This is a genomic window from Burkholderia puraquae, assembly GCF_002099195.1.
GTDB lineage: Bacteria > Pseudomonadota > Gammaproteobacteria > Burkholderiales > Burkholderiaceae > Burkholderia > Burkholderia puraquae.
Genome location: NZ_NBYX01000005.1, coordinates 294,345 through 320,973 on the forward strand (window position 1 = coordinate 294,345; position 26,629 = coordinate 320,973).

Here is a 26,629-nt window from a genome sequence, read left to right on the forward strand (position 1 = left end):
TCACGCTCGGATCGGTCCGAGATTCCCAAAGCGGATCATTTTGTGGGCCAGCCTCATAGGCGGCTTTTTGCTGGCACTCGTCAATCATCTATCGGGAATTCTGTTCGCAGCTTTGCGAGTCGAAGAGGGCCGCGAGTCCACAGGCCGACGCAAACATCCGGGAACTGGAATGTGCTACGCCGGAGACCGTGAGCAGATGGTGGGGCGTGTTCGGATCAAGATGATGGATGTACGCGTCAAAGGCCAATCCACGGGCGTAGCGCGTCGGTCCTTGTGCTTCGGCACCGCACGACCGGTCAAGACCATCCGCATCCGCCGCGTCGTCTTCCGTGCCCAGTAGATAGACAACATCGCGTTTGAGGTAGTCCGCTTCCCATTGAGCCGCAGGCCGCTGCGACGATACGTACGGGGGCACCTCAGTCTGCATCCCATAGTTCCATCGATTGAACGTGGGGCATGAGCCCGCGTCGAATGGCACAAGCGCGCCACTTGCATTCGGCCGGTCATCGGTGAAATACAAGTACGTGGACGGGTTTGCCACGACATATCGAACATGGATCGGCGTGCCCGCGATCAACGCTTCGCCCCGTCCGACTGCGGCATACCGCTGGACGAACTGTCCGCCTGCCGAATGTCCCGCCAGTACGATCATGCGAAGGTTAGGGAAGATGGCACGATCCGCAAGGTGCTTGAAGATTTCGTCGACAACCTGAAAGGAACTGACGGTCGCTCTGTCGTCGGATGGCTTGCCTTTAGGCCAGTCGTTGATGCCCCAACCGAGTATGTCGGCTGGCAGGCGATGTGCGGCAATGTCGTTCTCAGTCAAAAACTGAGGCGTGACAATCAGCGCATCTTTCGACGCCGCACCCGCTACCTCTGCAGCATGTTCGCCGGAAACCAAATCGCGTCGAGGCCAGCCGTGAATAATGATGACGGCGCGAGTCACGTCGTTCTGTTTGACGGTCCAGTCGCGAGATACCGCGATCGGTATTTCAGCCGTACCCGACAGCGACGAGACGGCCAAGCGCCCCGGTAGCACGACCGGTACAGGCGTATCGACAAGCTGACGCTCGGGCATCGTGGCCGTCTTGGTCATCGGTCCGGCAGCGGATGACGTTGATTCAACGATTAGTACAACAGACAAGGCCCGGACAAGAAGTCGCAAAGAAGGCAAGGAAATTCTCCGTTGTAGCGTTGTTGGCGACAAATATCGTCATGGCGCTTCAGCGTGCGGTGTCCAACGCTGACCGTCGAGTGTCCCAATCGAAAATGCCAGCACTAGCCGCGACACACGCCAATCGGCCTGCGATTGCACGACCTGACGTTGCGCCGTTGCGAGAGTAGTTTGTGCGTTCAGAACATCGAGCAGGGGGCCGACGCCGGCACTGTAGCGTTTGCTCGCCACGTCGTACGCTTCCTGCGCGCTTTCCTGCGTCGAAGAGGCGACCTGTAGATTGGCCGTCTTCGTTATCACGTCCTGATAGTTGCGCCATACGGCCGACGCGACTTCCAGTTCGGCTTTATGCAGGCTTGCGCGATCGATATCAACCTGAGCTTCCGATGCCTGACGGTGATACTCCTGACCAAACCCGGAAAAGATCGGGATGCTGATCTGAATTCCCACATATTTGCTGTACGTGCGCGTGTCGCGTGGAAATGCGCCTAATGACTTGTCGTTGCTCAACGAGCCCGACAAGGAAATCGTGGGAAGTTCCTCCCTGCGTGCAAGTTTCGCGTTCGCTTCGTCAGCTTCGATCAGTGCTTGCGCCTCGCGTAACTTCGGGTTGACAGCTTTTGCCAGCGCCAGCAGATCAGCAATCGAAGACGTGAAATTCACGTCCGGTTGAGCGCCCGCGCTCACATCAACTTCAATGGCAGTTTCGACGGGAATTCCCATGCGTAGGCACAAGGTGCCTTGCGCGGCCTTGAGCGCACCCGTCGCGTTCACGCGTGTGTAAATTGCTTCCTGCCATGCGGCCTTTGCCTGCAATTCATCGTTTAGTGTACCGGCGCCTGCAAGGTGTTTATGACGGGCAATCTGAAAGCTTCGTTCGGCATTCGCCTCGGCGTTGCTCGCCGCATCAAGTGTGCTTTGTGCAGTCCAGACCGCATAAAACGCCGCTGCAGCCTGCTCGAACACAGATTGCAGTGCTTCGGTATGGCTCGCCTTGGAAAGCTCAAGCAGCCCGTTATAATAGGTCAGATTCGCGTCACGCCTACCGAAATCGAAGAACACCCACGACAGCCGCAACTCACCATAACGATCCGATGCGCGGCCCATCGCATCAGGCAGTGTCGGACCAGATAGGGTTTCAGTTTCAACTGTACGCGAACGTGTGCCACTGGCGTCTAACGTTGGCAACCACGCAGATTTTGCGACACCCACCTGAGCCGCGTTCAAGACCATGTTCGCCCAGCTTTCGCGCACGGTCGGATCGCTGCACAGAGCGCGGCTGACTGCTTCATACAGGGAAACAGGCGAATTAAGGCGCGCCTCGCTACAGGCGCCTGTAGCACGTGCCATCCGGTTCAAATCGGGCGATACGTCTTCCAATCCTCTTCGTGTCGAAAATGGATCGAGTTGCGCATGCGTCAGCGGAACGACGAGCCCGGCGACCGCGAGGCAGGCAACAACAAGCGCACAACGGTATGAAAGCATTCGAAGCGCGACATTCTTCTTTCTCATGCCGTTTCCCGCACACGCCCAAGCTCAATGACGCGATCGGCCGATGCGATGGTTTCAGGACGGTGCGCGACAATGATCCGCGTGATATTCAGCTTGCGCATCGCTGCGTTCACGGCGCGTTCGTTGTTCACGTCAAGATGACTCGTCGCCTCATCGAGCAGGAGCAGTTTCGGACGGCGGTAAAGGGCGCGTGCGAGCATCACGCGTTGCCGCTGACCTGCGGACAGGGCAGACCCCATGTCTCCGATGTAGGTGTAGTAGCCCATCGGCATCGCACGAATATCGGCATGGACGGAAGCCATTTCCGCGCATTCCGCGATCCACGCGAAGTCGGGCGTTGGATCGAAGAAGCTGATGTTCTCGGCAATCGATCCGGCGAACAGTCGATCCTCCTGCATCACAACGCCGATCAGGGAACGATAGTTCGCAAGACCCATTTGCCGAATCGGCAAGCCGCCCGCGATAATTTCCCCCGAATGCGGTGCCAACAAGCCTGCGAGCAGTTTCAGCAACGTCGTTTTGCCTTGACCGGATGGCCCGACAATTGCAACGGCTTCGCCCGCCTCAACACGCAGATCGAGGTTGTCGATGATCTTCGGTCCGTTCTTCGAATAGCTGTATGACAATTTCTTGACTTCGAGCGTCGGCACAAATTCATCCACGTCCGGCGCTCGCATCACTTCATCCGGCTCCCGTTTCGTGAGTACGATATCCGCCAGCCGCGCCGCGTGAAGTTTGAGAATTCGCAGCTCGTACACTTTGTCGATCAGAGCAGTAAAGCGTGCGGTGAACTGCCCGCGATAGGACAGGAAGGCGAACAGCATCCCGAGCGAGAGTGACCGGTCGATGACGGCAAGCGCGCCGAAGTAGGTCACTAGAATCGCTTCGAGCCCGAAGATGAAATGATTGCTTGTGGTCGCGATCAGTTGAAGCCGTCGCGTTCGCAGATCAGCGTTCTTCTCGCTTACGATCACGTTCAGCCAGCGGGCCAGCCGGTCCTCCGCCTTACCGAACAGGCGCACGCTCTGAATGCCCCGGACCGATTCCATGAGCAGACTTTTGCCCCGTGCAGCGAAAACGATCTGCTTCTGGTTCGACATGCGCAGCGCGCCATAAATGCAGGCGCGCAAGATCGCGTAGAGCACCACGGCAACCACGCTGATAAGCGATAGCCGGGCGTTGTAGACGATCATGATAATGATGGTGCCGATCGACATGAGACCATCGAGCACAGATTCAACGAAGCCGACCGTCAGCGCTTGCTGGATCGTGTTGACGCTATCGAAGCGGGAAACGATATCGCCGATGTGACGTTTGCCGAAATAGTCGAGCGGAAGATTCAGCAGATGGCGGAACACGTTCGCCAACCATTGCACATTCACGAGCGTGCTGAACGTCGTAACAGCCCACGATCGCATTGCCTCTGTCGCGATATGGATCACCAGCACCAACCCGAAACCCAACGCCAAAATCAGAAGCAGGTGTCGATCGCCGGTCGTAATGGCTTGGTCCGTGACCCACTCGGGATAGAAGGGCGCAACGATGGTGAAGACTTCAAGCGCAAGGGCGAGCAGGAAGACTCTGAGCAACCCGCGCCCGACACCACTGGCACGACCCATCAGGGAACGCAGACCGATCTCCTGCTTGTCCCGGCGTGGCTGAAAGGCCGGCGTCGGCACGAGTTCCAATGCCATGCCGCTGAAATGCAGCGACAATTCCTTGAACGACATGCGCCGCGCGCCGAGCGCGGGGTCAACCAACAGCACATGATCGCGGCCAACACGTTCGAGGACGACAAAATGCCGAAAATCCCAATGCAGAATGCACGGCAGCCGCAGCAGGTGAAGCTCTTCCGGTTCCAGTCGAACCGCGCGCCCGGCAAGATCGAGGGATGCGCCGATCTTGACAAGATCGAGCAGCGTAAGCCCCTTGAGTGATGGCGAAAAGCGTCGCCGCAACGTTGGCAGATCGGTGTCGTAGCCATGAAACGTTGCGATCATGCTGATGCAGGCTAGTCCGCATTCCGTTGCTTCGGTTTGCAAATGCACGTCAATACTGCGCCGAAATCCGAATTGAAGTTGGCGGTTCATGGTTGCTTTGGTTAGGTGAAGCGTGAACTGCGGTCAGGGCGAGCGGCGGGTGAGCGTGTACAGCGGTTCCAGTACCCATTCGTACAGCTTGCGCGTATCGAGCACTACGTCTGCGTCGACGCGCATTCCGTCCTGCAAGGGAATCGCCTCGCCGTAGGCGTTGATGGTCTGTGAATCGAGCGCAACCGTAATCTGATACAGGTTCTCGGACCTGTCGGCATCACCCGTTTCGGTTGCGGTCTGCAATTGCGACGGGCTCAAGGCGGTGCGCGCGATCTGCGTGACCTTGCCCGCGTAGGCCCCGAATTTCTGATACGGGAACGCTTCGTATCGCAATTCGACGCGCGCGCCGATCTTGACGAAACCGACTGCCTTGCTCGGCGCAAATAGTTTCACGTCGAGGTGTCCGCCTTGCGGCAGTAGCGACATCAAAGGCGTTGATCCGTTGACCGACTGACCGGGACGAGTGAGCAGGGCCGTTACGGTGCCTGCGATTTGCGCCGGTATCGTGATTTCTCGGTTGGATTCGTTGTCGGCGATTTCGCCGTCTACCTGTAGCATTTGCCGGTGGATCGTGCCGAGTTGGTTTTGTTCATCAAGCGGTGCATTTCGAAGATCGGCCTTAACCCGCGCGAGTTCTGCTTGAGAGGCCGTGCGTTGCTTTCGCAGGTCTTCGAGTTGCGCCTGACTCATCAGCATGCTTTGCTCGTGCTGCTCGAGTTCGGATTGGGACACCACATCGTCACGCCGCAATTGTGCGAACCGCGCACTGTCGATTTCTGCCAGCTTCGATCGCGCCTCAAGCGTCGTAATTTCCGTATCCAGATGCTGAATACCCGCGCTCAGTTCGATGGCCTTCGCCTTGAACATCGCAATGTTCTGTTCGAAGATGCTTTGTATATGCCGCGAGTCGCTTTCCAGGCTGGACCGCCGCGCATTCAGTTCGACACCGATCTGCTGCCGCGAGTTGCCGCCCGCGATAGTGCGCTCTGTGGACACGACGACCAAAGGCTGGCCGACATTGACCACGTCCCCTTCGTTGACGAGCACGCGGATAACCGTGCCGACCGTCGGCGCGAATATTTCCGCCGCGCCGTTGTCGATCATGACCCGGCCTTGTACCTCTTCCTTGCGCGTGTACTCGCCGAAGATCAGGAACAACACCACGGCGGTCGCGATTGCGAAGAACACGATACTAGTCGTGAGGCTGCGTGCCGAACCCGTCAGCACGACCTCACCGAGCCATTGATGCTGACGAAATTCGAGCGCAGCGGGGCGGAACAGCAACGCACGCTTACTTTGCCGAGGCTGTTCCTCTTCCGGCTGGTCTGCGCTGGGGACGGTCGATATTTCGCTCATGCTTATCTTGTGGTCAGCTGATGATCAAACGCGCTGAGCATCGACTGCGCTTGCGGCTTCTTTAGACACAAACCAGCCGTTCGTCTTCTTCAAAAACCAGTACATCAAAGCGAAAGGCAGGACACCTTTGAGAATGGAAAAGACAACTGCATCAACTATCAGGACTGGATTGTTTACGAATCCGGATGTTGAAATTTGCGCATGTGGCTGCGCATGGGTGAACAGGATCGGCAGCATCATTGCGCAGATGTTCATCATCGTATGCGCACCGATCGACAGTTCCAGTCGTTGATCGCGTAAGCTCAATGCAGAAAAACCAAACGAGCAAAAGAACAATGTCGTTTTGATGGGCCAGTCGTACTGTGTGTGGTAGATCGCGAAGAGGGCGGCAACGATTGCCACGACGATGAGCGGGGATCGCACATATTGCCCGAGTGTTTGCGTCAACCACCCACGAAAAAACAATTCCTCGGCGAACGCGAGAACGAGAATGCCGAGCCACGCAGCGAGCATCCCGAGAATCCGACCGAAACTTGGAATGTCCTGCAGCGGTTGAAGATGCCCGAACGGAAGCGTCCATGCGCCAATTCGAAACGACGTATAGATGGACATGACTACGGCGGCTATCACGAAGGCAGGCAGATAAAGAGCCGCGCCGAACAGGCAACGCCGAAGTTTGAAACGCAGGTCGACGGAAATCAGGGAGAGGTACGGGCGTCGCAAGACGATCTTGCATGCAAGCCAGAAGCCTATGATGCCCGTGGTGCTAGCTGTATTGGTGTACAGCGAGATAGCTGCCCGAGCGGCATCAAAATTCTTGAAATACAGAGTCCAGCCCGAAAACATCAGGACTCCAAGCGTGCTGATGATACTGACGAGCGCGCTAAGAAGGATCGTCAATGCGGTTGCTCGCCAATCAGTCCGGCCCAGCTTGGCAAGATCAATAAACGCACGCGCTATATCGTCTTTAGTTTTCATGGGATGCTGATCGAGTGAAACAACGGTTGCTTGCTTTTAGCAACGCAATTGCGGTGAGCGGTGTGGTGCTATACCGATGAAGATCAGGCGTCCAGTCGCGGGACCAGTAGCGCGCCGTCATTCATCGATCAGGCTTGGTTCATAGCCTGTACATCAGGGCGCTGCTTAGTGGTTATGACCGCCGCCACCGATACCGAGCCCGTGTGCGGCAGCGCCAACCGCGTATCCTGCGGCGAAACCGATCGGAGAAGATTGGAAGGAGCCGAGGTTGGCAGTTTCAGCCTGACCCAACGAAAGACCCTGTTGCGCGGCGTCATATCCGGCAACGGCCGCGCCGCCCCACGTGGACATTGATTCGTCCTGCAAGCCCTTCGTGGCTTCCGCGAGTTGACCGTTGTTTTCAGCCTGCCCGATGGAATCGTTGGCATCGGAGTTGAAGCCTGCGTCGGCCAACGACGTCGCGTCGCTGCCTACTGCCGAATCGGCTGCGGAATCACCGTCGCCGTCACCATCCCCGTCGCCATCGCCGTATCCACCATCACCATCACCATCGCCGTCACCGCCGCCATCACCACCGGCCACGTAGCGCAGCAAATCCAGATCGTCAATCGTTTGCATGTGATCCACTCCTGAAATAAGCGGGTTTGACGTGTACATCCACAATGGCACCCGCGCAGCCATTGATTCTCAATCGGTTGTCGAAACAGCCGACATGAAAAAGGTCGTGCGTCAGGAATCCGAGCGTTGCAGCACTTGCGACGGCGGTTGCGTGTGCGCCTGCTCGATGAATGCGCCGCGCACTGGAAGGGGATTTGCGCCGTCCGCTATCGCCCAAGTCAGGCAAGGAGCGACTTCCCACGTTGAGGCCGGAATATCCGGCAGCGCCGCGATAAACGACTCTTCGTCCTTCCACTGATGCAATGTCGATACAGGCAAGAAAGCTTGCGCCTGATTGCCGTTTCGGCAAATCAGCGCATCCCGATCCATGCGGAAGTGACCACGATGGCGCGTGCGATCAACAGGACGGCCTTTGAATATCAGCGACAGGAACACGTGCGACGCACCGGCACGTCGGTCCGGCAGGGACTGTTGCAGATCACGCAATTTCGCCATCTTGGGCGCCGGCACAAGCTGCGTGGTGAATGCTGCATCCACGTACCGAGTGACGGCCAGAGCGGAAAGTCGATCTACCACACCCGAGAACGAATCTTCCAGCTCGTCCTGCTTTCGTGGATCGAGCAACCACGACACGAAGTGCGTTAGTGCCGTCGCGTCGTATGGAAGCGGAACACCATAGGCCGGCCACGACATATCATCGGTCTGCCGTTCAACGGTATGGCGGTAAAGCGTGTGCCCTTCGCCGGGCGTCAGTTTGGCGTTGCGCAGCGCGTGCAGATACTGGCCGTGTTCGTTGCTGTATTCAGGGGAGTTCGGCAGCCCTCCGCCGAGCTTGCCGCCTGCCGTTGCGCGCACGAGTATTCCGAATTTTTCGTGATCCAACTGGTCGACTGCGACTTGCTCAAGCGGTCCGAACAGGCTCACGCTAACAGCGGTATCGCGCAGCGAATCGACGGCCAGGTTCGCGCACGCCTTCGTCACCGCCACGATGACCGACAACTCCGGTGATAGGTCACGTGGGTCGAACGTCCATTGACCGCCGCGCCCGATGCGCTGCAAGGTCGCGCGATTTCGCAGGCTAACGAAGACGCCACCTTGCGGGCGTGCGCCGGTCAATTTGTATCCCCGCGGATCAGGCAGAGCGGAGCGATTCGCAATTGCATCGACAGCAAGCCGTGCAAGCTGTAATGCGGTCACGTCAACCGGCGACTGCGCGTCTTGTGCTGGTTCGCGCATGACTGGCGGCGTCACAGACACGCCGTACAGGCGATTGGCCGTCGTCGCAACCATGAGCATCTGATTGACCGCGTCGTATTCGACGGCTGTTGTCACGGCATCAGGAAGCTGAAACACACCTGAGAGCGCAAACGTTTGAGGATCGATTGCACGTACGCGCCCGTTCGTGCTTCCGAACCAAATCCACGGGCCGATGCGGGCAGGCGACGAAAAAATCTTCGAGTGCGCGCCGATCTTCGCGATGCCTTCGCCGGTCACCAAATCGATCACGTACAGGTATTTGTCCGTAGAGCCGCAGTAGGCGCGAGCACCGTCGATCAGCGGTGTTGTGTAGACGGCGTTGCCGGTCTGGATGCAGAAATTCAGTTCGCCGCTATCGAGGCTCACGCCGCGAATGCCGCCGTCGAACGATCCGAACACGACTTGCCGGCGATCGGGATCGAGTGCGGGCGCATGCTTGACGGCGCCGTTCGTCTGAAACTGCCAACGAAGTGCGCCGGTACGTGCGTCGAGCGCCAGCAGGGCACCGTCGTTCGTGCCGCAGAGCACCAGCGAACTATCAGCGGCATAGAGCGGGGAGCCATGGACGTAGCAACGGACTGGGCATTCCCAGACCTTGTGACCGGTTTCAGCGTCGATCGCGGCTATGCCGCCGCCTCGCGTCGGACTGGCGTATTCAACGCCGATAAAGACCAGATTCAGGTCGGATGCGTAGGCCGGTGAAGAGCCAATCCAATCGGGTTCGACGTATCGCCAGATTTCCCGGCCGCTTTGGGCACACAACGCGTACAGGTTACCGTCGTAGCCGCCGAAGAAGACGCGCTCGGGCGTCACGTACGGCGTAGACCAAATCCCTTTCGAGCGCGCCGCCTCGATCTTGAAATTCCAGCGCGTTTCGCCGCTTGCGCCATCGATGCAACGCATTTCGCCGCTGTCGGTTCCGAAATAGATCAGGCCGCCTTGCGCGCGCGGTGCGGATTTCGGTACGACATAGTGATGATTCGCGGAGGCTGCTTTATTGAGCCAGCGCACGAGGAACGAAAGCTGCGTCGAATGGTTCTTCGGAACCGACAGTTTCAGACCGAAATCACCTAGAGTGTATGCAGATTCTACTGTAACGCTATGTCGATTTTGCCAGTCCTCACCCGTATTAGACTGGTAGTCGATCACGCTCCACACTTTCCAGATCGGGCGATCAATTTCCGCTAATACAACTCGTGATTGTTCGATGCTCGCGCCGCTGTTGAAAATATCATCCACGAGCAGAATAGGCGCATCCGAAACTTCACCTTCGATAGCGTTCATCCGGCCGTAACGCTTACGCTCTTTGTGAATGATGAAGCCGCCGAGGTTGTGCCCTTTACGTGCGCCGGCTATAAGAATCGCAGCCACGAGCGGGACAGCGGCCATTTCCATGCCGCCAACCTGAAACGGCAATTGATCCGCATAACGATTCCAGAATAAATCCGCAAGCGTATCGAGCCCTTCCGTAGAAAGAAGGAGTGGTCGCAAATCGATCAGCCATTTAAGGGACTTTCCGCTTGACGATACAAGCTTGTGTTCTGGCGCGCGAAATATGCATTTCGACTCAATTAGATCACGTAGCGCGGCCCGCCTGTTCAGGCTGAAATCATTCATGGTTTTTAGTCGGTCGATTACTTCACGTGTCCCCGCCGCGATTCGCTTGCGAAGACGGATTACATCAATCCCCGTCGCACTATGTGGGATTTCGCGAACGCCAAGAATTTCAGTTATAATAACGAAAGATTACGGATGCATTCCGCATTTGACGCGTGAAATCAACTGCGCGGCGCTCGAATTCTGCATTGCTCATACGAAATAAAGTGGAAGTATTTTTAGAATATTTTCACGATGGAATTCGTTGCCTATTTTTTATTGACGACATAAGCGGGATTATCCCGCGAGGCAGAGGATAAATATTCGATTTATCGATACCAAAAATCGCTGTCGTCAAAATTAAATTCTCGTTGAAACCGATTTCAGCCGAGTGGGTATCTTGGAGCGAACGCGCCTGTTTTCGCAACTTGAGCGGCGTAAGAGGGCCGCTAACACCGGCGTCTTTGTCTTGTAAACGCGACAAAGTGCCGGGTGCACGGGGCGCGATCGTCAACCTGGCACCAAATGAAAGAACCGGCGCGAAGGCCGGTTCGGGAGATGCGCCCTGCATGGGCGTGGAGGGCGTTGTCCGGTGCACTTGACGGTTCCGTTACATCCGAGAGGAGAGCACGGTAGCGGGGCTGCGCCTTGGCGTGTCAGCTTCGAGTGTTTCGCGGGTCATTAATGGTCAGGCGGATATCGCGCTGAACCAGGCCGGCTGGAATGCGCGGGGGGGAGTACTGCGGGTTTCTGGGTCGCGGCTCAGCACCAACTCTCGTTCCGGTTTGTTCCGGAGAATTCTTGAAACCCGCGATAGCGAAAGGCTTCGCGGGTTTTTTATTCTGCGGTGTTCCGGTCATTGCCGGTTGAAGCCGGGGGCAACATTGGGGATCACCTGGAAGTGTGTCCTGTTCCGGCTCCGGCGTTGTCCCCGTGCCGCTGACCGACACCGCCATCCAGAACGCCAAGCCTGCTGCAAAGCGTATGCGCTTGTTTGACGGTGGCGGCTTGTAGCTGGAATCTCTCCCGCTGGCGTGAGGCGGTGGCGGTGGAATACCGCTTTGGCGGCAGGGAAAAGCGGATCTCTCTGGGCGTCTTCCTGGTGTATCGCTACAAGCGGCGCACAAGCGTCCCGCCGATATTGCCGGTCCCGATGATGCCGATTTCCATGCTGGATACCTCGTTCAACGATGATTCGCCGGCTCGCCGCGTCACGCGAGCCGGAATTTTTTTCGCAGGCTCGAATCGACAGGGCCGGCCGGCATGAAGCGCCTCAACTTGCGCAACAGCGACGCCTCGCCGGCCGGCGTGCGTCGCATCCGCCATGCGCCGAGCGCTGCGTCGACGATGGTGGCGGCCACGCCCTCGGGGTGCGGCGCGGTTTTCACGCTGTCGACGACGGCGCGCGACGCAAGCGTTCGTTCGCGGTCGTAATCGGCGATCGGCGCGCTTGCCTGCGGCGCATTGACGTCCAGGTTGGTCCGCGTAAACGACGGTTCGACCAGCGTCGCGCGAATGCCGAACTGGCGCAGTTCGTGATCCAGCGTTTCGGTCAAACCCTCCACCGCATGTTTGGATGCCGAATAGAGTCCAATATAGGGCGCCGGCAGGAAGCCGAGCACCGAGCTGACATTGACGATCCGGCCGCGCCGTTGTGCCCGCATGTGCGGAAGCACCGCGTGGGCCGTACGCAGGATGCTGAATACGTTGGTGTCGAACAACGCCACGGCTTCGGTCACCGAGGTTTCCTCCACCGCGCCGATCAGGCCCGTGCCCGCATTGTTCACGAGCACGTCGATACGCGCGGCGCGATCGATGATCGTTTGAATACCCGATTGAACGGACGCGTCGTCACGAACGTCCATCTCGATCAACTCGACGCCGGCGACGGGCGCCGTTCGCGCGATGCTGCGCACGGTACCGAACACGCGGCATCCGCGTTTTGCGAATTGTTCTGCGGCGACACGCCCGATGCCCGACGACACGCCGGTCACGACGACAACGGTGGAATTCGACATGGCAGTTTCCTTCGATACTGTGAATGGGGGTGTCAATCGCGCGCATCCAGCGCGGTCTGCAGCGCAGGCTCGGCAGGCGATGCCGGTTCATGCCGGTCGTGGCGGGCGCCGGCGGAATGGCCGGGCCGGATCCTGTACCAGATCGCGTACATCGCCGGCAGGAACACCAGCGTGAGGACGGTCCCGGCGAACGTCCCGCCGATCAGCGTGTACGCGAGCGTGCCCCAGAACACCGAATGCGTGAGCGGAATGAATGCGAGCACGGCCGCCATGGCGGTCAGGATCACCGGACGCGCACGCTGCACGGTCGCTTCGACGACCGCATGGAACGGACCCAGTCCCGCCTGTTCGTTTTGATGGATCTGCCCGATCAGGATCAGCGTGTTGCGCATCAGGATCCCCGATAGCGCAATGAGCCCGACCAGCGCGTTGATGCCGAACGGCTGCCGGAACAGGATCAGCGTGGGCACTACGCCGATCAGCCCGAGCGGGCTCGTCAGGAACACCATCACCATCGCGGAGATCGAGCGCACCTGGAAGATGATGATGACGAGCGTGATCGCCAGCATGATCGGGAACAGCGGCAGCATCGCCGTCGTCGCCTTGCCCGATTCCTCGATGGAGCCGGCCTGCTCGATCCGGTAGCCGCTCGGCAGCTTGTCGACGATCGGCTGAAGCTGCTTCGTGATTGCAGTCGATACGTCCGGCGGCTGCAAGCCGTCGGCGATGTCGCCGCGCACCGTGATCGTCGGCACGCGATCGCGCCAGCGCATGACCGGCTCCTCCATCCGCACGTCGACCTTGCCGACCTGCGAAAGCGGGATGCGCTGCCCGTTCGCGCCGGCGAGCGTGAAGTCGTCGAGCCGCGCCGGGTCGAGCCGAGCATCGCCGCCCGAACGCGCGATCACCTGCACGGTCCGGATATCCTCGCGCACCTCGGTGACGGGCACCCCGGTAAGCAGGAACTGCAACTGCTGCGCGACCGCGCTGGACGTCAACCCGACTGCCTGCAGGCGGTCCTGCTGCAACGTGAAGTGCAGCGTCGGCGCGCGCGTGCCCCAGTCGGCATTGACGGTGCGCATCATCGGGCTGTTCAACATCACGCGCTGGACGTCGGTGGCGATACCGCGCAGCTTGTCGGGATCGGGGCCCGTGATCCGGTAGGCCACCGGGAACGGCGAATACGGGCCGAACACGAGTTGCGTCACGCGCACGCGCGCTTCGGGCGCGAGGCCGTCTGCGACGGCTTTCCGCAGTCGCGCCTTCAATGCCTCACGTTCCTCCTGATTGTCCGTGCGGATCACGATCTTTGCGAACGACGGATCGGGCAGCTCCGGCCCCATCGCCAGGAAAAAGCGCGGCGCGCCTTGACCGACGTATGCGGTAACGATCCGGGCTTCCTTCTGTCCGGCGAGCCATGCCTCGACCTTCGACGTGGTGGCGCTGGTTTGCGAAATCGACGTGCCGTAGGGCATCTGCACTTCGACGAGGACCTCGGGGCGATCAGAGATCGGGAAAAACTGTTTCTTCACGACCGCCATGCCGAGAATGGCGAGCACGAACAGGCCGACGACTGACCCGGCGACAAGCCATTTGCGGGCGATCACGCGAGTCAGCAACTGGCGGAAGCGGTTGTAGCGGGGCGTGTCGTAGATCGCATCGTGACCGCCTTCGAACTTCTTGAAATCCGGCAGCATCTTCACGCCGAGATACGGCGTGAAGACCACCGCGACGACCCACGAAGCGATCAGCGCGATGCCGACGATCCAGAACATGTTGCTGGTGTACTCGCCGGCGGTGGAGCGCGCGAAGCCGTTCGGCATGAAGCCGACCGCGGTCACGAGCGTGCCCGCCAGCATCGGGGCCGCAGTATGGCTCCACGCGTACGCGGAGGCCGCCACGCGGCCGTAGCCTTCCTCCATCTTCACGACCATCATTTCGATCGCGATGATCGCGTCGTCGACGAGCAGGCCGAGCGCGAGGATCAGCGAGCCGAGCGTGATGCGATCGAAGTTCTTGCCGGTCGCTGCCATCACGACGAACACCACGGCCAGCGTCAGCGGCACGGCCGCGGCCACGACGAGGCCCACGCGCCAGCCCATGCTGACGAAGCTCACCAGCATGACCACGAGCAGCGCGGCGAAGAACTTGACCATGAACTCGTCGACCGCCGAACTGATGTTCACGGACTGGTCGGTGACCTTGGTCAGGCTCATGCCCAGCGGCAGCTCGCGATTGATCGCGCCGACCGTGCTGTCCAGCGCCTTGCCGAGATCGAGCCCGTTCCAGCCGTCGCGCATCACGACGCCGAGCAGCAGCGCGGGTTCGCCGTTGCTGCGGATCATGAACGTTGCCGGATCTTCATAGCCGCGCTCGACGGTGGCGACGTCCGACAGCTTCAGCGTGCGGCCCTGCGAAACGATCGGCGTGTCGCGGATCTTCCGCAGCTTGTCGAATGCGCCGTCCACGCGTATGAAGATCTCCGGCCCGCGGGTCTCGACGGAGCCGGCCGGCGTGAGCGCGTTCTGGCCGTTGAGCGCGGCGAACACGTCCTGCGGACTGACGCCGAGCGTGGCGAGCCGGTCGTGCGACAGCTGGACGTAGATGCGCTCGGCCTGCTCGCCGATGATGTTGACCTTCTTTACCCCGGGCACGTGCAGCAGCTGCTGGCGCAGCGTCTCGGCGTCGCGCACCAGCAGGCGCTGCGGTTCGCCCTTGGCCTTCAGCGCGAAGAGCGCGAACGTGACGTCGGCATATTCGTCGTTGATCATTGGCCCGATCACGCCCGACGGGAGATTGTTCGCCTCGTCGCCGATTTTTTTTCGTGCCTGATAGAACTGCTCCTGCACTTCCGACGGCGGCGTGCTGTCGAGCATGGTCAACGTCGTAAACGCAAGGCCGGGCCGCGTATAGGTTTCGGTCCGGTCGTACCAGCGCAGCTCCTGCATGCGCTTTTCGATCTTTTCGGCGACCTGGTCGTGCATTTCCTGCGCGGTGGCGCCCGGCCATGCGGTGACGATGGTCATCACCTTGATCGTGAATGCCGGGTCTTCCGCGCGGCCCAGCTTGAAGAACGATACGAGCCCCGCGAGCGAAATCAGGCAGATCAGGAACAGCGTGATCGCGCGCTCGCGCACGGCGAGTGCCGACAGGTTGAATCGGCGTTCGCTCACGGCCGTGCTCCTTCGCTCGCGACCGCGATGGCCTGCGCGGACACGCGGACCGGTTCGCCTTCGCGCAACAGCTGTGCGCCGAGCGCGACGATGCGCTCGCCTTGCTTCAGTGCGCCGTTGCCGGCCACGCGCGCGCTATCGTCGTCCAGATGCTCGACCTTGACCGGCCGCCACGCCACCTTCGCGGGATCGCCGGCAACGACCCACACGCCGGGCCCTTTGCCCGTGTCCAGCAGTGCGCCGATCGGTACCTGCAGGCCGGCTTCCTGCGCCGAGTGCGCGTCGTCCGGGATCCGGATCGTGACGGTCGCACCCAGCGGTGCGTCGGCCAGCGCACCCTGCAGCACATAGCGTGCTTCGAACGTGCGCGTTCTCGCATCCGCGGTGTCGGAAAGCTGGCGCAGCGTCGCGGGGACGCTTACGCCCTGCGTGCCGAACAGCTCGGCCTGCGCGACCGACCCGGCCGCCGGGCGCAGGGTTTCGGGCAGCTGGATCACGGCCTCGCGGCTGCCGGCGCGCGCGAGCCGCACCACCGGCTGGCCCGCGCTGACGACCTGACCGGGCTCCGCGAGCGTTTCCATGACCACGCCGTCGCTGTCCGCGACGAGTTCCGCATAGCCGGTCGCATTGCGCGCGACGCCGGCGTCGGCCTCGGCGGCGCTCAGCTGCGCTTTCGCGGCATCGGCCGCCGCCTTGATCTGGTCGTAGGCCGATGCCGATATCGCGCCGGTGCCGCGCAGGTCGCGGTAGCGGGCTTCGTCTTCGGCGGTCTGCCGCGCGCGTGCCCGCGCGGCGGCGACGGCCTCGTCGCGTGCGCGCGCCGCCAGCTTCAGGTCGACGGGGTCCAATCGCATCAGCGGCTGGCCGCGCCGGACGGCTTGTCCGGTATCGACGAGCCGCTCCAGCACCTTGCCGGACACCCGGAACCCGAGGTCGCTCTGCACGCGTGCGGCGACGGTTCCGGTAAACGAGCGGGACGCGGGAACGGCCGCCTGCACGACGGCGGTACGCACCAGCGGCGCCTCCGTGCGCGGATCGGAAGGCACTTTTCCGCTGCAGGCGGCTAGCGCGAGGGGGAGTGCGGAAGCGACTACGAGGAGAGCGAGGCGACGCCGAACCATGAAAGACCCAGTGACGAAGTAATCGGGGCTTTCATTGTGTATCTAGTGACCAATATAGTCAATAGTCACAAGCGGTGACACATCAGGGCGCGAGGCTACGGAGGACGAGGCTGGACAGTTGAGCGGGCGCGGCGTCGGTCGTGTCGAGGTTGTACTGCAGCAGCAGCGGATTCAGGTAGGGACGCATCACCAGGTAGACCGCCGTCGCGGTTTCGTCCAGCGGCGTCTTGCGTTCGAACTCGCCGTTTTGCCGGCCTTCCTGCAGCACGTCCTGCAGCAGCTTCTGCACGCGCGCTTCGTAGGCCTGCACCGACTGCCAGTTTCCGGTGGCGGCAGACGCCGCGATGTCGTACAGCTTGCGGTCGCGGAAGAACAGCCGAAGGCTCGCTTCGGTAAAGACCTTGAACATCCGTCGCAGCTTCTCGGTGGGCAGATCGGCCTCGGCGACGGCCGCGCGCACGTCCGTTTCGATCTCGTGCAGACAGTTCGCGCAGATCATTTCGCCGATCGCCTGTTTCGACTCGAAGAATTTGTAGATGTAGGCCTTCGAGAAGCCGATCGCCTTCGCGAGGTCGGACACGGTCGTCTTTTCATAGCCGTACCGGCTGAAGTGCTCGGTCGCGGCGGCCACGATCTGGTCCCGGACATCGTGGTCGGCCGGACCGCGCGCGGGGGCCAGGGAAGGGGCGGTTTTTTTCATGGGCTGCAGCTGGCGGGAATGGACAACGAGTGACTATTTGGTATTATAGTCACCAACGGATTCTTGCGAATACCCTCATGCTACCCAAACCTCTCGTTGCCGCGGTTCTTGCCGCCATTCTGTCGGCGGGGTGTGCCGTCGGTCCCGACTACGTGCGGCCGGACGTGGCGATGCCGCAGCGGTTCCAGGGCCAGAGCGCCGTGGACCAGCGCGACGCGGCTGCCGAAGCCGACCTCGCGACCTGGTGGACGGGCTTCGGCGATCCGCAACTGACGGAATACATCACGCTGGCGCTCGCGCAGAACCTCGATCTTGCGCAGGCCGCGGCGCGGGTCGCGCAAGCGCGCGCCGGGCTCGGTGCGGCGAATGCGGCGCTGCTGCCGTCGGGCAATGTGAGCGGCCAGGCTGCGCGCGTCTACCAGTCGGTCGAAACGCCGTTGGGACGCGTGTTGAATTCGACACCCGGATTCGACCGTCATGGCAACGACTATGAGGCCGATTTCAACGCGAGCTGGGAACTGGACGTATTCGGCGGATTGCGCCGCGGCCGCGAAGCGGCGCTCGCCGACTATCAGGCGTCCGAGGCGGCGGCGGTCGCGACGCGGCTCGCCGTCGCCGCGCAAACCGCGGACACCTACATCACGATTCGCGGATTGCAGGGCCGGCTCGCTGTCGCGCGGCACCAGGTGCGGACCGAGCAGGATCTGCTGTCGACCATCAATCTGCTCTATGGAAAGGGCCTCGCGGCGGAGCTTCAGGTCAGGCAGGCCGAAGGCGCGCTCGCGCAGGTTCGCGCCACGGTGCCGGTGCTCGAAGCGGCGCTGGACGCGGCGATGAATGCGCTCGACGTGATGCTCGGCTCGCAGCCCGGCACGCATCGCGCGGAACTGATCGCCGGCGGCGACGTTCCGGTTGCGCCCCGGATCGCGGCGACGGGCACGCCCGGCGAACTGCTCCGGCGCCGGCCGGACCTGATCGTCGCCGAGCGGCGCGTGGCGGCGTCGAACGCGCGCATCGGCGTGGCCATCGCCGAGTATTACCCGAAGTTCTCGCTGAGCGGACTGATCGGCAGCGCGACGACGATGGGCGCAGGGAATCTGTTTGCCGGCGGCGCGAACCAGGCTGCGGGCGTGCTCGGCCTGCGCTGGCGCCTGTTCGACTTCGGCCGGATCAATGCGCAGATCGCGCAGGCCAAAGGGCAGGATGCCGAAATGCTGGCCGCGTATCGGCTCGCGGCGCTGCACGCGACCGAGGACGTCGAGAATGCGTTTTCGGCGCTCGTCAAGCGTGACGAGCAGGCAGCTGTTCTTGCCGATGGCGTGAGTTCGCTTGGCCGCGCGCGGGCCGCTTCGTTCGCGGCGTACCAGAAGGGCGTCGTGAGCCTGATCGAAGTGTTGCAGGCCGACGAAAACCTGCTGCGCGCATCGGACGAGCGCGTGCAGGCGCAGACCGAATCCGCACGCGCGGCGGTCGCCGCGTTCAAGGCGCTCGGCGGCGGCTGGCAAGTGCCGGAATCCCAAGCGATTGTGAGTCGATAGCGTCCTGTCCCGTCGATTCGACTGCTCGGCGCGGTTTCCGTCAGGTAAGCAGATCGCACACGAAAATGCGTGCCGTGTGTAATATCGTGTTCACCTTTCACATAAGAAGCACAATTACGCCGAAGGCCGCCAATGCAAAACACCATTCGTATGCCGACTTCCATTTTGGCGCTCATGCTGGCCGTGCCGGCATTTGCGTCGACGCCGGCCGACAACATTGCATGGAGCGCCAAACCCGTGCAGACGGTTGCATCGTCGTCGCCGTCGGCGTGCTCTGCGTACTCGGGGCGGGTGATGTCGAGCGGCGAGTCGTTCTCCACGGAAAACGTGCTGAAAGCAGTCGGCACGTCGCTGGCCGCCGCCGCGCTGGGCGCCGTCACGGGCGGATATCAGGGCGCAGCCCCCAATCCGTGCCCGCACCCGGGCCTGTGACCGGCCCGCAAGCGAACCGCGGGGATCCCTGCTTCATCCGAAACAAACTCGCCACCCGGCGCCGCGCGTCTCCCGACCGCGGCGCTTCGTCATTTCAGGCAGGCTTATTCCCAGAAACTCCGGATCGCGACCGCCACGATCACCGGCACCGAGAACACCAGCGGGATCGCGAAATACTGTGCTTCGCGATCGACGACCCAGCTATAGATTACCCACGCCGCGCCGATCGCGAACGTGATGAGGCCGACCGTCACGGCGGCGATGTTCAGGGCCAGCTTCGAGGGCTGGCGGCGCGTCTTGGGATCGTCGTTGTTATCGCGCGGGGACGATTTCATCGGAAGAGTGCGGCTTCGGGCCGGAACGGGGATAAAAGCACAGGAAACCCCATCCGCGCCGATCGCGCAAGAGGGCCGGCGCAGGCCGGCCCCCGTAGCATCCGCCAGCGCGCATTACAGCCCGAATGACGCGGCCAGTTCGTCGAGCAGCTCGCGCTGGAACGCGACGAACCGCTCGCTCGGCTGCTGCGCGATCGCGAGGTCGAGCATCGGATCGGCGACGCCGGTGCGAGCACCGGCCAGTTCCTCGACGATCGCCAGCCCGCAGAACGGCACGTACGCCTCCGAATAGCCGCCTTCGTGAACGATCACGAGCCGCCCGCCGCAATGGCGCTGCGCGGCCTCCTTCACCGCACGCGTCATGAACCGGTAGCTGTCGGTATGCAGTTGCATGCGCGCGAGCGGATCGACCGCGCTTGCGTCGAGGCCGCTCGCGACGACGATCAGCTCGGGCCGGAAGCGCTCCAGCGCCGGCAGCACGATCCGCTCGAACGCATAGCGATACGCATCGTCGCCGCTGCCCGCAAGCAGCGGCACGTTCAGGTTCGCACCGACGCCCGCGCCTTCGCCGCGATCGTCCGCGCCGCTGTAGCCGGGCGGGAAGCAGCGATCCTGGTGCAGCGAGATCGTCAGCGTGTCCGGATCGTCGTAGTAGATCGACTGCGTGCCGTTGCCGTGATGCACGTCCCAGTCGATCACCGCGACGCGCTCGATGCCGTGTTTCGCACGGGCGGCCTCGATCGCAATCGGGATGTTCGCCAGCAGGCAGAAGCCCATCGGGCGGTCGCGCAGGCAGTGATGGCCGGGCGGCCGCGACAGCGAGAACGCGTTCGCCGCACGTTCGCCGAGGACCATATCGACGGCTGCGATCGCAAGGCCGGCCGACAGCGCGGCGATCTCGTAGCTGCCCGTGCCGAACGGCGCGAGATCGCCGAGGTCGCCGCCGTTCGCATCGCTGAGTGCGCGGAACGCATCGAGATAGTGCGCAGGATGAATGCGCAGCAGGTCGGCGGTCGAGGCCGGCTCGGCGCTACGCAGCTCGAGCTGCGCGGCCAGGCCCGAGGCCTGCACGAGCGACAGGAAGCGGCGCTTCGAATCGGGCGATTCCGCGTAGCCCGCGCTCGACGGCGGCTGGACCCAGCCGCCGACCGGGAAGAACAGCGCGTGCGTGCCGCCGGTATGCCAGAAGGTGCGTTCGTCGGTGAAGAAGGCAGTGCGATTCATGGATGTGCGTGACCTGTCACGGTTGGGAGGAAACGGAAGGGCGCGTGCGGCGATCGATGTGACGCAGCGCGGCGAACGACACGATCGCGACGGCGGTCGCGGCCGCGAACAGCACGCGCATCGTGCCGCCGGCGTCGAGCATCAGCCCGGCGAGCAGCGGGCCGGCCGCGAGGCCGGCGCCGATCACGAAATTGAGCGTGGCGACGAGGCGGCCCGACGTGTCGATCTGCGCGACGGTCGCGAGGATGAACGGCAGTACGAACGTCCACGCGAACTTGAACGCGAAGATTGCCGCGCTGTAGCCAATGGCGTGCCGCATCACGGCAAGCGCGACGAGCGAGGCCGCCAGCAGGGCGTAACCGGCCGCCAGCATCGCGCGCCGCGCGAGCCGGCCGCCCGCGCACGACGCGAGTGCCGCGCCGGCGATGCCCATCACGCTTGCGATCGCGAGGACGTTGCCGGTCGACTGCGGATCGAGCCCGGCTTCGGTTGCGGCACGGCTTGCGAACGTCCACACGCTGCCGATCGCGAGATAGAACGTCAGCACCGCGCCGATCGCGAGCACGACGGAGCGTTGCGACGTATGCGCTGCCGCGCCGCGCGCATTTTGCGCGGGCGCGGTTCGCGCGCCCGGCGATGAAGGAAAGCCGCGCGACAGCGGCGCCGCGAGCAGCGCGAGCGCGGCGAGCGCGACATACAACGCGCGCAGCCCGAACGCCGCGAACACATGCGGCAGTACGAACAGGCCGATCGCGCCCGCGATCAACTGGCCGACAACCCACAGGCCGTACACGCGGTCGCTGTTCTCGCTCGTCGCGGCGCTCGTCATGCAGAGCACCATCAGCGAACCGCCGCCGAGCGCGGTGACGGCGCGTAGCGCGAGCAGCACCGCGAAGCCCGGCATCCACAGCGCGGTCAGCAGGTTGCCCGCGCCGAACAGCGCGATGGCGAACGCGGCGACGCGGCGCGCGTCGACCCGGCCGAGCCACAGGTACGACGGCACGGTCGCGAGGCTGAACGCGCCGAGTTCGACGAAGAAGTAGGTGCCGATCTGCGATGCGGACAGCCCGAGCTGCGTCGCGAGCTGGCCGGCGACGGCGGGTGCCACGAGCAGCAGCAGCGGCGTGATGGCCGCGAACACGACGAGCGCGACGAGCGTCGAGCGTGCGAAGGTCGATGCGCGATCGTCGGGCGGGAGTGCGGCATCCGGGGACAGGGTTTTCATGGCGGGATCTCGTGGGAGGAGTCAGAACAGGTGGTACATGCCGACCATCGCGCCGAACTGCGATGCGCCGGCGAGCGGCGTCGGGTCGTATTCGTAGACGGTCTGGGAACTCTGGCCGCTGTTGCGTGCGTAACCGAGGTTCACGTAGGCGACGGTGCGTTTCGACAGCGCATACGTGGTGCTCGCGATGAACAGCGTCGGGTGGCCGATTGCCGGCGTGCGCGAGTCGGTGTGGTAGACGCCCGCGTTCAGGCCGATCCCGTTCGATGTCAGGTAGCGCGCGCCGCCCCAGACGATCGTGCGCGCCGCGTCGAGGTCGCCGGTCAGGCGTTCGACACCCGCGTAGACGGTGAGCGGCAATGCGGCGAACGCATAGCGCGCGGCGAGCGTGCCGAGTTCGCGGCGGCGCGCCGACGTGTCGTCGGCCGCCGCAACGTCGCCGTGCGACTGATGCAGCACCGCGCCGACCGACAGGCCGTTGCTCGTGTACTGGCCGCCGAGTTCGAGCACGCGTCCGGCGCGCGTATTGCCGGCGACGCCGGACGTCGCGGCAAGCGCTTCGACATCGAAGCCGGCGAATGTCGGCGACTGGTACTTGACCGAGTGGTCGATGAAGTTCGCATTCATCGGCACGAGCACGCCCTGGCCGCTGTACGACGCATACCAGAGCGGGTCGTAGAACAGCGTCTTGTCGAACAGCACGCTGAACTGCCGGCCGAGCGTGACGGTGCCGACGGGCCCCGCGATGCCGACGTACGCGCCGCGGAAGAACGCATAGCCGGGCACGGTCGCGGTGCCGTCGTTGAGGTTGAGGCCCTGTTCGAGCTTGAACAGCGCCCGCCACCCGCCGCCGAGATCCTCGTGGCCCTTCAGCCCGATCTGCGAAGGCAGGATGCCGTAGTTCTGCAATTGCACGGCCGAGTGGCGCCCGTCGGCGTGCGTCAGGTATTGCACGCCGGCGTCGAGCGCGCCGTACAGCGTGAGGGTCGACTGCGCGTGCGCGGCGGCGCTGCATGCGGCAAGCGTCGCGACGGCCGCGGCCGTGCGGATGAAGCGGGGTTTCGTCACGTGGGGTTCTCCATGCCGTCCTGCATCGGTGTGTCGCTGGTGTTGTCGCGACGCAGTGTCCGCAGCGGGAAAACCTTCGAACAGTCGTACAGATGAACGGTGCGGAAAACCCGCGGTGCGCGGCATGCACGCGGCGCGCCGGCGTGGCGCGTCGTGCTGCGGGGCAGCAACGTGCCGCGCACCGTTCAAATGGATGGGGCTGGCGACCGTTCCGGCACCGTGGCCCGTCAAAAAAGCCGCTCGCTATAATCGGCCGGTGTCGTTGCGCACATCAGCAGCCCGATCGGGCAGGGGAGCGGAAGGTGAGGATCACGACGGATATCGGGCAGGATCTCGATGCGCTGCGCGACGTGCCGGCCGCCATCGTGCTCGACGACTTCGCCTGGCCGCCGCTGCCGTCCCGGCGCGCCGATTTCGACGGCGTCACGCGCGGCGACGCATCGCAGCGCGAACTCGGGCTGATGTTGCTCGACCTGTATGCGGTTGCTGCGCGGTCCGGCATCGGCGAATTCGAATACCGCTTCTTCTCGCTGCTGCAGGCGCTCATTCCGTTCGACGCCGCATGGACGGGTGTCGCGACCCATGTGCCGACCGGCCCGGTGATGCACAACAGCTTTCTGTACCACCTGCCGCACGCGTTCTTCAGCGACTGGAAGCGCGTGCGCGATTGCGACCCGCTCGCGCACCGCACGCTGCGCGGCGCGCACGGCCACGCGGTGCGGCTGTCGGTCGTCGAACCGGGGCTCGATGCCCGGTTTCGCGACTGGTGCGTGAAGTACGGGCTCGCGCAGCTGATGTGCGTGTGTACGCTCGATCGCCGTTTCGGTTTGACGACGTTCATGTCGATCTACCGCCAGGGCTTGAATCGCCCGTTCAGCGACGACGATGCACGCCGTTTCGAGGAAGTGATTCCGCATCTCGCGGCGGCGCTGACGATCAATCGCGCCGCGCAGCTCACGCGCGAGCGCGGCGATGCGGTTGCACCGGCGGTGCGCGCACTGTGCGACAACTTCGGCGTGCTCCATCACGCCGATCAGGGTTTCGACGACGTGCTGCGCACCGAATGGCCGGCCTGGGCCGGGGCCCGCGTGCCGGAGCCGCTCGTCGCGCACCTGCGGCGCCAGCCGGGCCAGCCGTTCGTCGGCGATGCGCTGCGGATCCAGTGCGTGCCGGTGGCGGGGCTGTTTCAGATCGAGGCGCGGCCGCGCTCGCTGCTCGACCGCCTGAGCCCGCGCGAGCTTGCGGCGATCCGCTATTACGGCGCAGGGCGCTCGCATAAGGAGGTCGCGCAACAGATGGCGATTTCGCCAACGACCGTGCGCCACTACCTGCGTTGCGCGTACCGCAAGCTCGGCATGCACGACAAGAGCCAGATCGCCGGCGTGCTCGGCGCGACAGGCGGCGCGGCCGGCGACGAGCCGGTGGAAGCCGGTGGCGAGCCGCGCTGAATCGGACGAACGCCGCGCATTGCGCGCAGTCGCGCGAATGGTTGTGCCCGCAACCATTGAGCGTTATGCTCGTCAGCTCTCAGGAGACGGAATTCCATCATGAACGACACGAATTCAGGGTCGGTGCGCGCGGCGGTGGTCGGGGTCGGCGCGATCGGCGGATTGCTCGCGGCCGCGCTGTCGCGCTCCGGCATGGCCGTGAGCGCGTATGCGCGCGGCGCGACGCTCGACGCACTGAACACGCAGGGCGTGCGCGTGATCGACGAGGCGGGCGCGACGTCGTCGGTGCCGGTGCGAGCGAGCGACGATGCGGCCGCACTCGGCGTGCAGGATTACGTGGTGATCGCGCTGAAGGCGCAGGCGCTGCCGGCGCTGGCCGCGCGCATTGCGCCGCTGGTCGGGCCGGACACCGTGATCGTCGCGGCGATGAACGGGTTGCCGTGGTGGTTCACGCACGGGCTCGAAGGGGCGCTCGACGGCGTGCCGCTCGACGCGGTCGACCCGGCCGGTGCGGTGTCGGCCGCGTTGCCGCCTGCACAGGCGATCGGCTGCGTCGTGCACTTGTCGTCAAGTACCGACGCGCCGGGCATCGTGCGCCGCGGGCGCGGCAACCGGCTGATCGTCGGTGCACCCGATGCGCGGCTCGACACGGCCACCGCCCGGTTCGCCGCGGCGCTCGCGGCGGGCGGGTTCGATGTCGAGTCGACGCCCGCGATCCGGACCGAGATATGGACGAAGCTGTGGGGCAACATGAACATGAATCCGCTGAGCGCGCTGACGGGGTCGACGGCCGAGCAACTGCTCGACGATCCGTTCACGCGGGATCTCGCGCTGCGGATGATGGAGGAGGCGGCCGCGATCGGCGCGAAGCTTGGCCTGTCGACAGGGATGAGCGGGCCCGAGCGGATCGCGGTCACGCGCAGGCTCGGTGCGTTCAAGACGTCGATGCTGCAGGATTTCGAGGCAGGGCGCGCGCTCGAGATCGGGCCGATCCTCGGCGTGTTTCCCGAACTCGGGCGCAAGCTTGGCGTGCCGACGCTGTATTGCGACGCGGTGCTCGGGCTGCTCCGGCAGCGCGCGACGAACAGCGGGCTGTAACGCGTGCCGGGCGGCTGCCATGCGCAACGCCGGTGAGGCGAGCCGCTTTCCGTGCGCAGCGCATGACGCAAAGCGGGCCGCCCGCGTCGCGGGTGAGGCGACCGGGGCGGCCCGTCGAATTCATCAGATCAATACAGGGGCGCCGTGCCCGTGTTGCCGCTCAGTCGTCCCGCTCGGTCGCGTGCGCGACGACCTTGTCGAGCAGCCGCTCGAACGTCTGGCGTTCGCTGTCGGACAGGCATGCGAGCAAGCCGTCGTTCCACTTGCGCACGATCGGCATGATCTTGCGATGCAGTGCGCGGCCGTCGGCGGTCAGCGCGATCAGCACGATCCGGCCATCTTCCTCGCTCGCACTGCGTTCGAGCAGTCCCTGGCGCAGCAGCGCTTCGGCTGCCCGGCTCGCCTGGCTCTTGTCGAGATTGGTGTGGCGCGCGAGATCCATGATCGAGAACGGGCCGAAGGCGCCGACGGCGGCGATCACGCGCGCCTCGGGCAGCGAGATGTCGAGCTTGTGCCGGTACACCTCGCCGATCCCGCGGTCGGATCGCTTCGTGAGCGCGTGGAGGCGATAGGTCAGAAACTGATCGAGCCCGGCTTGACGGCCTTTCATGTCGAATCCTGAAGAAAATGGGCGGGCCCGATTGTTCCTGTATCGCGCGCTCGGG

The 26,629-nt window shown here is 63.2% G+C and carries 20 protein-coding genes; 4 read left to right on the plus strand and 16 right to left on the minus strand.

The genetic code is table 11. From position 1 onward, the window contains the following. Positions 1-88: 88 nt before the first annotated feature. The 11 genes from B7G54_RS12815 to B7G54_RS12860 all read right to left on the minus strand — a co-directional run bounded on the left by B7G54_RS12815 (position 89) and on the right by B7G54_RS12860 (position 17,596). A complete protein-coding gene (locus B7G54_RS12815) occupies positions 89-1,096 on the minus strand; it encodes an alpha/beta fold hydrolase (RefSeq protein WP_085039418.1) in 1,008 nt (335 codons plus the stop codon). A 117-nt stretch (positions 1,097-1,213) separates the two neighbouring features. Further along, positions 1,214-2,686 carry a TolC family protein gene (locus tag B7G54_RS12820; RefSeq protein WP_085039419.1) on the minus strand — a complete coding sequence of 491 codons (1,473 nt, stop codon included), beginning with the start codon at positions 2,684-2,686 and terminating at the stop codon, positions 1,214-1,216. Further along, entirely contained in the window at positions 2,683-4,776 is a 2,094-nt protein-coding gene (locus B7G54_RS12825) for a peptidase domain-containing ABC transporter (RefSeq protein WP_085039420.1), read from the minus strand. Before B7G54_RS12825 ends, B7G54_RS12820 begins: the two co-directional genes overlap by 4 nt. 33 nt (positions 4,777-4,809) lie before the next feature. Beyond that, on the minus strand, positions 4,810-6,135 hold the full coding sequence (locus tag B7G54_RS12830; protein ID WP_085039421.1) for an HlyD family secretion protein: 1,326 nt from the start codon (positions 6,133-6,135) through the stop codon (positions 4,810-4,812). Positions 6,136-6,159: 24 nt separating this feature from the next. Continuing rightward, positions 6,160-7,113 carry a CPBP family intramembrane glutamic endopeptidase gene (locus B7G54_RS12835; RefSeq protein ID WP_085039422.1) on the minus strand — a complete coding sequence of 318 codons (954 nt, stop codon included), beginning with the start codon at positions 7,111-7,113 and terminating at the stop codon, positions 6,160-6,162. A gap of 165 nt (positions 7,114-7,278) precedes the next feature. After that, complete coding sequence (locus B7G54_RS39325; RefSeq protein WP_106408968.1) at positions 7,279-7,731, minus strand: hypothetical protein; 453 nt, start codon at positions 7,729-7,731, stop codon at positions 7,279-7,281. Positions 7,732-7,842: 111 nt separating this feature from the next. Next, on the minus strand, positions 7,843-10,605 hold the full coding sequence (locus B7G54_RS12840) for an outer membrane protein assembly factor BamB family protein (protein WP_085039423.1): 2,763 nt from the start codon (positions 10,603-10,605) through the stop codon (positions 7,843-7,845). 1,190 nt (positions 10,606-11,795) lie between these two features. Next, positions 11,796-12,602 carry an oxidoreductase gene (locus B7G54_RS12845; RefSeq protein WP_085039424.1) on the minus strand — a complete coding sequence of 269 codons (807 nt, stop codon included), beginning with the start codon at positions 12,600-12,602 and terminating at the stop codon, positions 11,796-11,798. A 32-nt stretch (positions 12,603-12,634) separates the two neighbouring features. After that, on the minus strand, positions 12,635-15,775 hold the full coding sequence (locus tag B7G54_RS12850; protein ID WP_085039425.1) for an efflux RND transporter permease subunit: 3,141 nt from the start codon (positions 15,773-15,775) through the stop codon (positions 12,635-12,637). Beyond that, the gene (locus B7G54_RS12855; protein WP_085039426.1) at positions 15,772-16,896 is read right to left on the minus strand and encodes an efflux RND transporter periplasmic adaptor subunit; all 1,125 of its coding nucleotides are present in this window, start codon (positions 16,894-16,896) and stop codon (positions 15,772-15,774) included. The genes B7G54_RS12850 and B7G54_RS12855 overlap by 4 nt, the downstream gene beginning before the upstream one ends. 82 nt (positions 16,897-16,978) lie before the next feature. Continuing rightward, entirely contained in the window at positions 16,979-17,596 is a 618-nt protein-coding gene (locus B7G54_RS12860) for a TetR/AcrR family transcriptional regulator (RefSeq protein WP_085039427.1), read from the minus strand. Between the two features lie 77 nt (positions 17,597-17,673). On the opposite strand from B7G54_RS12860, the gene B7G54_RS12865 reads away from it, so the two are divergent. Further along, entirely contained in the window at positions 17,674-19,134 is a 1,461-nt protein-coding gene (locus tag B7G54_RS12865; protein WP_085039428.1) for an efflux transporter outer membrane subunit, read from the plus strand. Positions 19,135-19,266: 132 nt separating this feature from the next. Then, positions 19,267-19,566 (plus strand): hypothetical protein, encoded by a 300-nt coding sequence (locus B7G54_RS12870; protein WP_085039429.1) that lies wholly within the window; start codon positions 19,267-19,269, stop codon positions 19,564-19,566. 104 nt (positions 19,567-19,670) lie between these two features. Here B7G54_RS12870 and B7G54_RS12875 read toward each other — a convergent pair whose 3' ends face one another. The 4 genes from B7G54_RS12875 to B7G54_RS12890 form a co-directional block, all read right to left on the minus strand. Next, a complete protein-coding gene (locus B7G54_RS12875; RefSeq protein ID WP_085039430.1) occupies positions 19,671-19,901 on the minus strand; it encodes a hypothetical protein in 231 nt (76 codons plus the stop codon). 114 nt (positions 19,902-20,015) lie between these two features. Continuing rightward, positions 20,016-21,125, minus strand: coding sequence for a class II histone deacetylase (locus tag B7G54_RS12880; RefSeq protein ID WP_085039431.1), 1,110 nt, complete (start codon positions 21,123-21,125; stop codon positions 20,016-20,018). Between the two features lie 16 nt (positions 21,126-21,141). Continuing rightward, positions 21,142-22,350, minus strand: coding sequence for an MFS transporter (locus tag B7G54_RS12885; protein ID WP_085039432.1), 1,209 nt, complete (start codon positions 22,348-22,350; stop codon positions 21,142-21,144). Between the two features lie 21 nt (positions 22,351-22,371). Further along, positions 22,372-23,418: a porin gene (locus tag B7G54_RS12890; RefSeq protein WP_085039433.1), complete on the minus strand. Its 1,047-nt coding sequence runs from the start codon at positions 23,416-23,418 to the stop codon at positions 22,372-22,374. Positions 23,419-23,720: 302 nt separating this feature from the next. Here B7G54_RS12890 and B7G54_RS12900 point away from each other — a divergent pair, with 302 nt between their 5' ends. Further along, a complete protein-coding gene (locus B7G54_RS12900; protein ID WP_085039435.1) occupies positions 23,721-24,866 on the plus strand; it encodes a helix-turn-helix transcriptional regulator in 1,146 nt (381 codons plus the stop codon). A gap of 99 nt (positions 24,867-24,965) precedes the next feature. Then, on the plus strand, positions 24,966-25,964 hold the full coding sequence (locus B7G54_RS12905) for a 2-dehydropantoate 2-reductase (RefSeq protein ID WP_085039436.1): 999 nt from the start codon (positions 24,966-24,968) through the stop codon (positions 25,962-25,964). A gap of 160 nt (positions 25,965-26,124) precedes the next feature. On the opposite strand, the gene B7G54_RS12910 is transcribed toward B7G54_RS12905, so the two are convergent. Next, entirely contained in the window at positions 26,125-26,574 is a 450-nt protein-coding gene (locus B7G54_RS12910) for a MarR family winged helix-turn-helix transcriptional regulator (protein ID WP_039367176.1), read from the minus strand. Positions 26,575-26,629 lie beyond the last annotated feature (55 nt).

Coding starts and splice junctions, on each gene's coding strand:
- B7G54_RS12815 (WP_085039418.1), bottom strand. CDS start 1,096: ATGACCAAGACGGCCACGATGCCCGAGCGTCAGCTTGTCGATACGCCT.
- B7G54_RS12820 (WP_085039419.1), bottom strand. CDS start 2,686: ATGAGAAAGAAGAATGTCGCGCTTCGAATGCTTTCATACCGTTGTGCG.
- B7G54_RS12825 (WP_085039420.1), bottom strand. CDS start 4,776: ATGAACCGCCAACTTCAATTCGGATTTCGGCGCAGTATTGACGTGCAT.
- B7G54_RS12830 (WP_085039421.1), bottom strand. CDS start 6,135: ATGAGCGAAATATCGACCGTCCCCAGCGCAGACCAGCCGGAAGAGGAA.
- B7G54_RS12835 (WP_085039422.1), bottom strand. CDS start 7,113: ATGAAAACTAAAGACGATATAGCGCGTGCGTTTATTGATCTTGCCAAG.
- B7G54_RS39325 (WP_106408968.1), bottom strand. CDS start 7,731: ATGCAAACGATTGACGATCTGGATTTGCTGCGCTACGTGGCCGGTGGT.
- B7G54_RS12840 (WP_085039423.1), bottom strand. CDS start 10,605: ATGAATGATTTCAGCCTGAACAGGCGGGCCGCGCTACGTGATCTAATT.
- B7G54_RS12845 (WP_085039424.1), bottom strand. CDS start 12,602: ATGTCGAATTCCACCGTTGTCGTCGTGACCGGCGTGTCGTCGGGCATC.
- B7G54_RS12855 (WP_085039426.1), bottom strand. CDS start 16,896: ATGGTTCGGCGTCGCCTCGCTCTCCTCGTAGTCGCTTCCGCACTCCCC.
- B7G54_RS12860 (WP_085039427.1), bottom strand. CDS start 17,596: ATGAAAAAAACCGCCCCTTCCCTGGCCCCCGCGCGCGGTCCGGCCGAC.
- B7G54_RS12865 (WP_085039428.1), top strand. CDS start 17,674: ATGCTACCCAAACCTCTCGTTGCCGCGGTTCTTGCCGCCATTCTGTCG.
- B7G54_RS12870 (WP_085039429.1), top strand. CDS start 19,267: ATGCAAAACACCATTCGTATGCCGACTTCCATTTTGGCGCTCATGCTG.
- B7G54_RS12875 (WP_085039430.1), bottom strand. CDS start 19,901: ATGAAATCGTCCCCGCGCGATAACAACGACGATCCCAAGACGCGCCGC.
- B7G54_RS12880 (WP_085039431.1), bottom strand. CDS start 21,125: ATGAATCGCACTGCCTTCTTCACCGACGAACGCACCTTCTGGCATACC.
- B7G54_RS12885 (WP_085039432.1), bottom strand. CDS start 22,350: ATGAAAACCCTGTCCCCGGATGCCGCACTCCCGCCCGACGATCGCGCA.
- B7G54_RS12905 (WP_085039436.1), top strand. CDS start 24,966: ATGAACGACACGAATTCAGGGTCGGTGCGCGCGGCGGTGGTCGGGGTC.
- B7G54_RS12910 (WP_039367176.1), bottom strand. CDS start 26,574: ATGAAAGGCCGTCAAGCCGGGCTCGATCAGTTTCTGACCTATCGCCTC.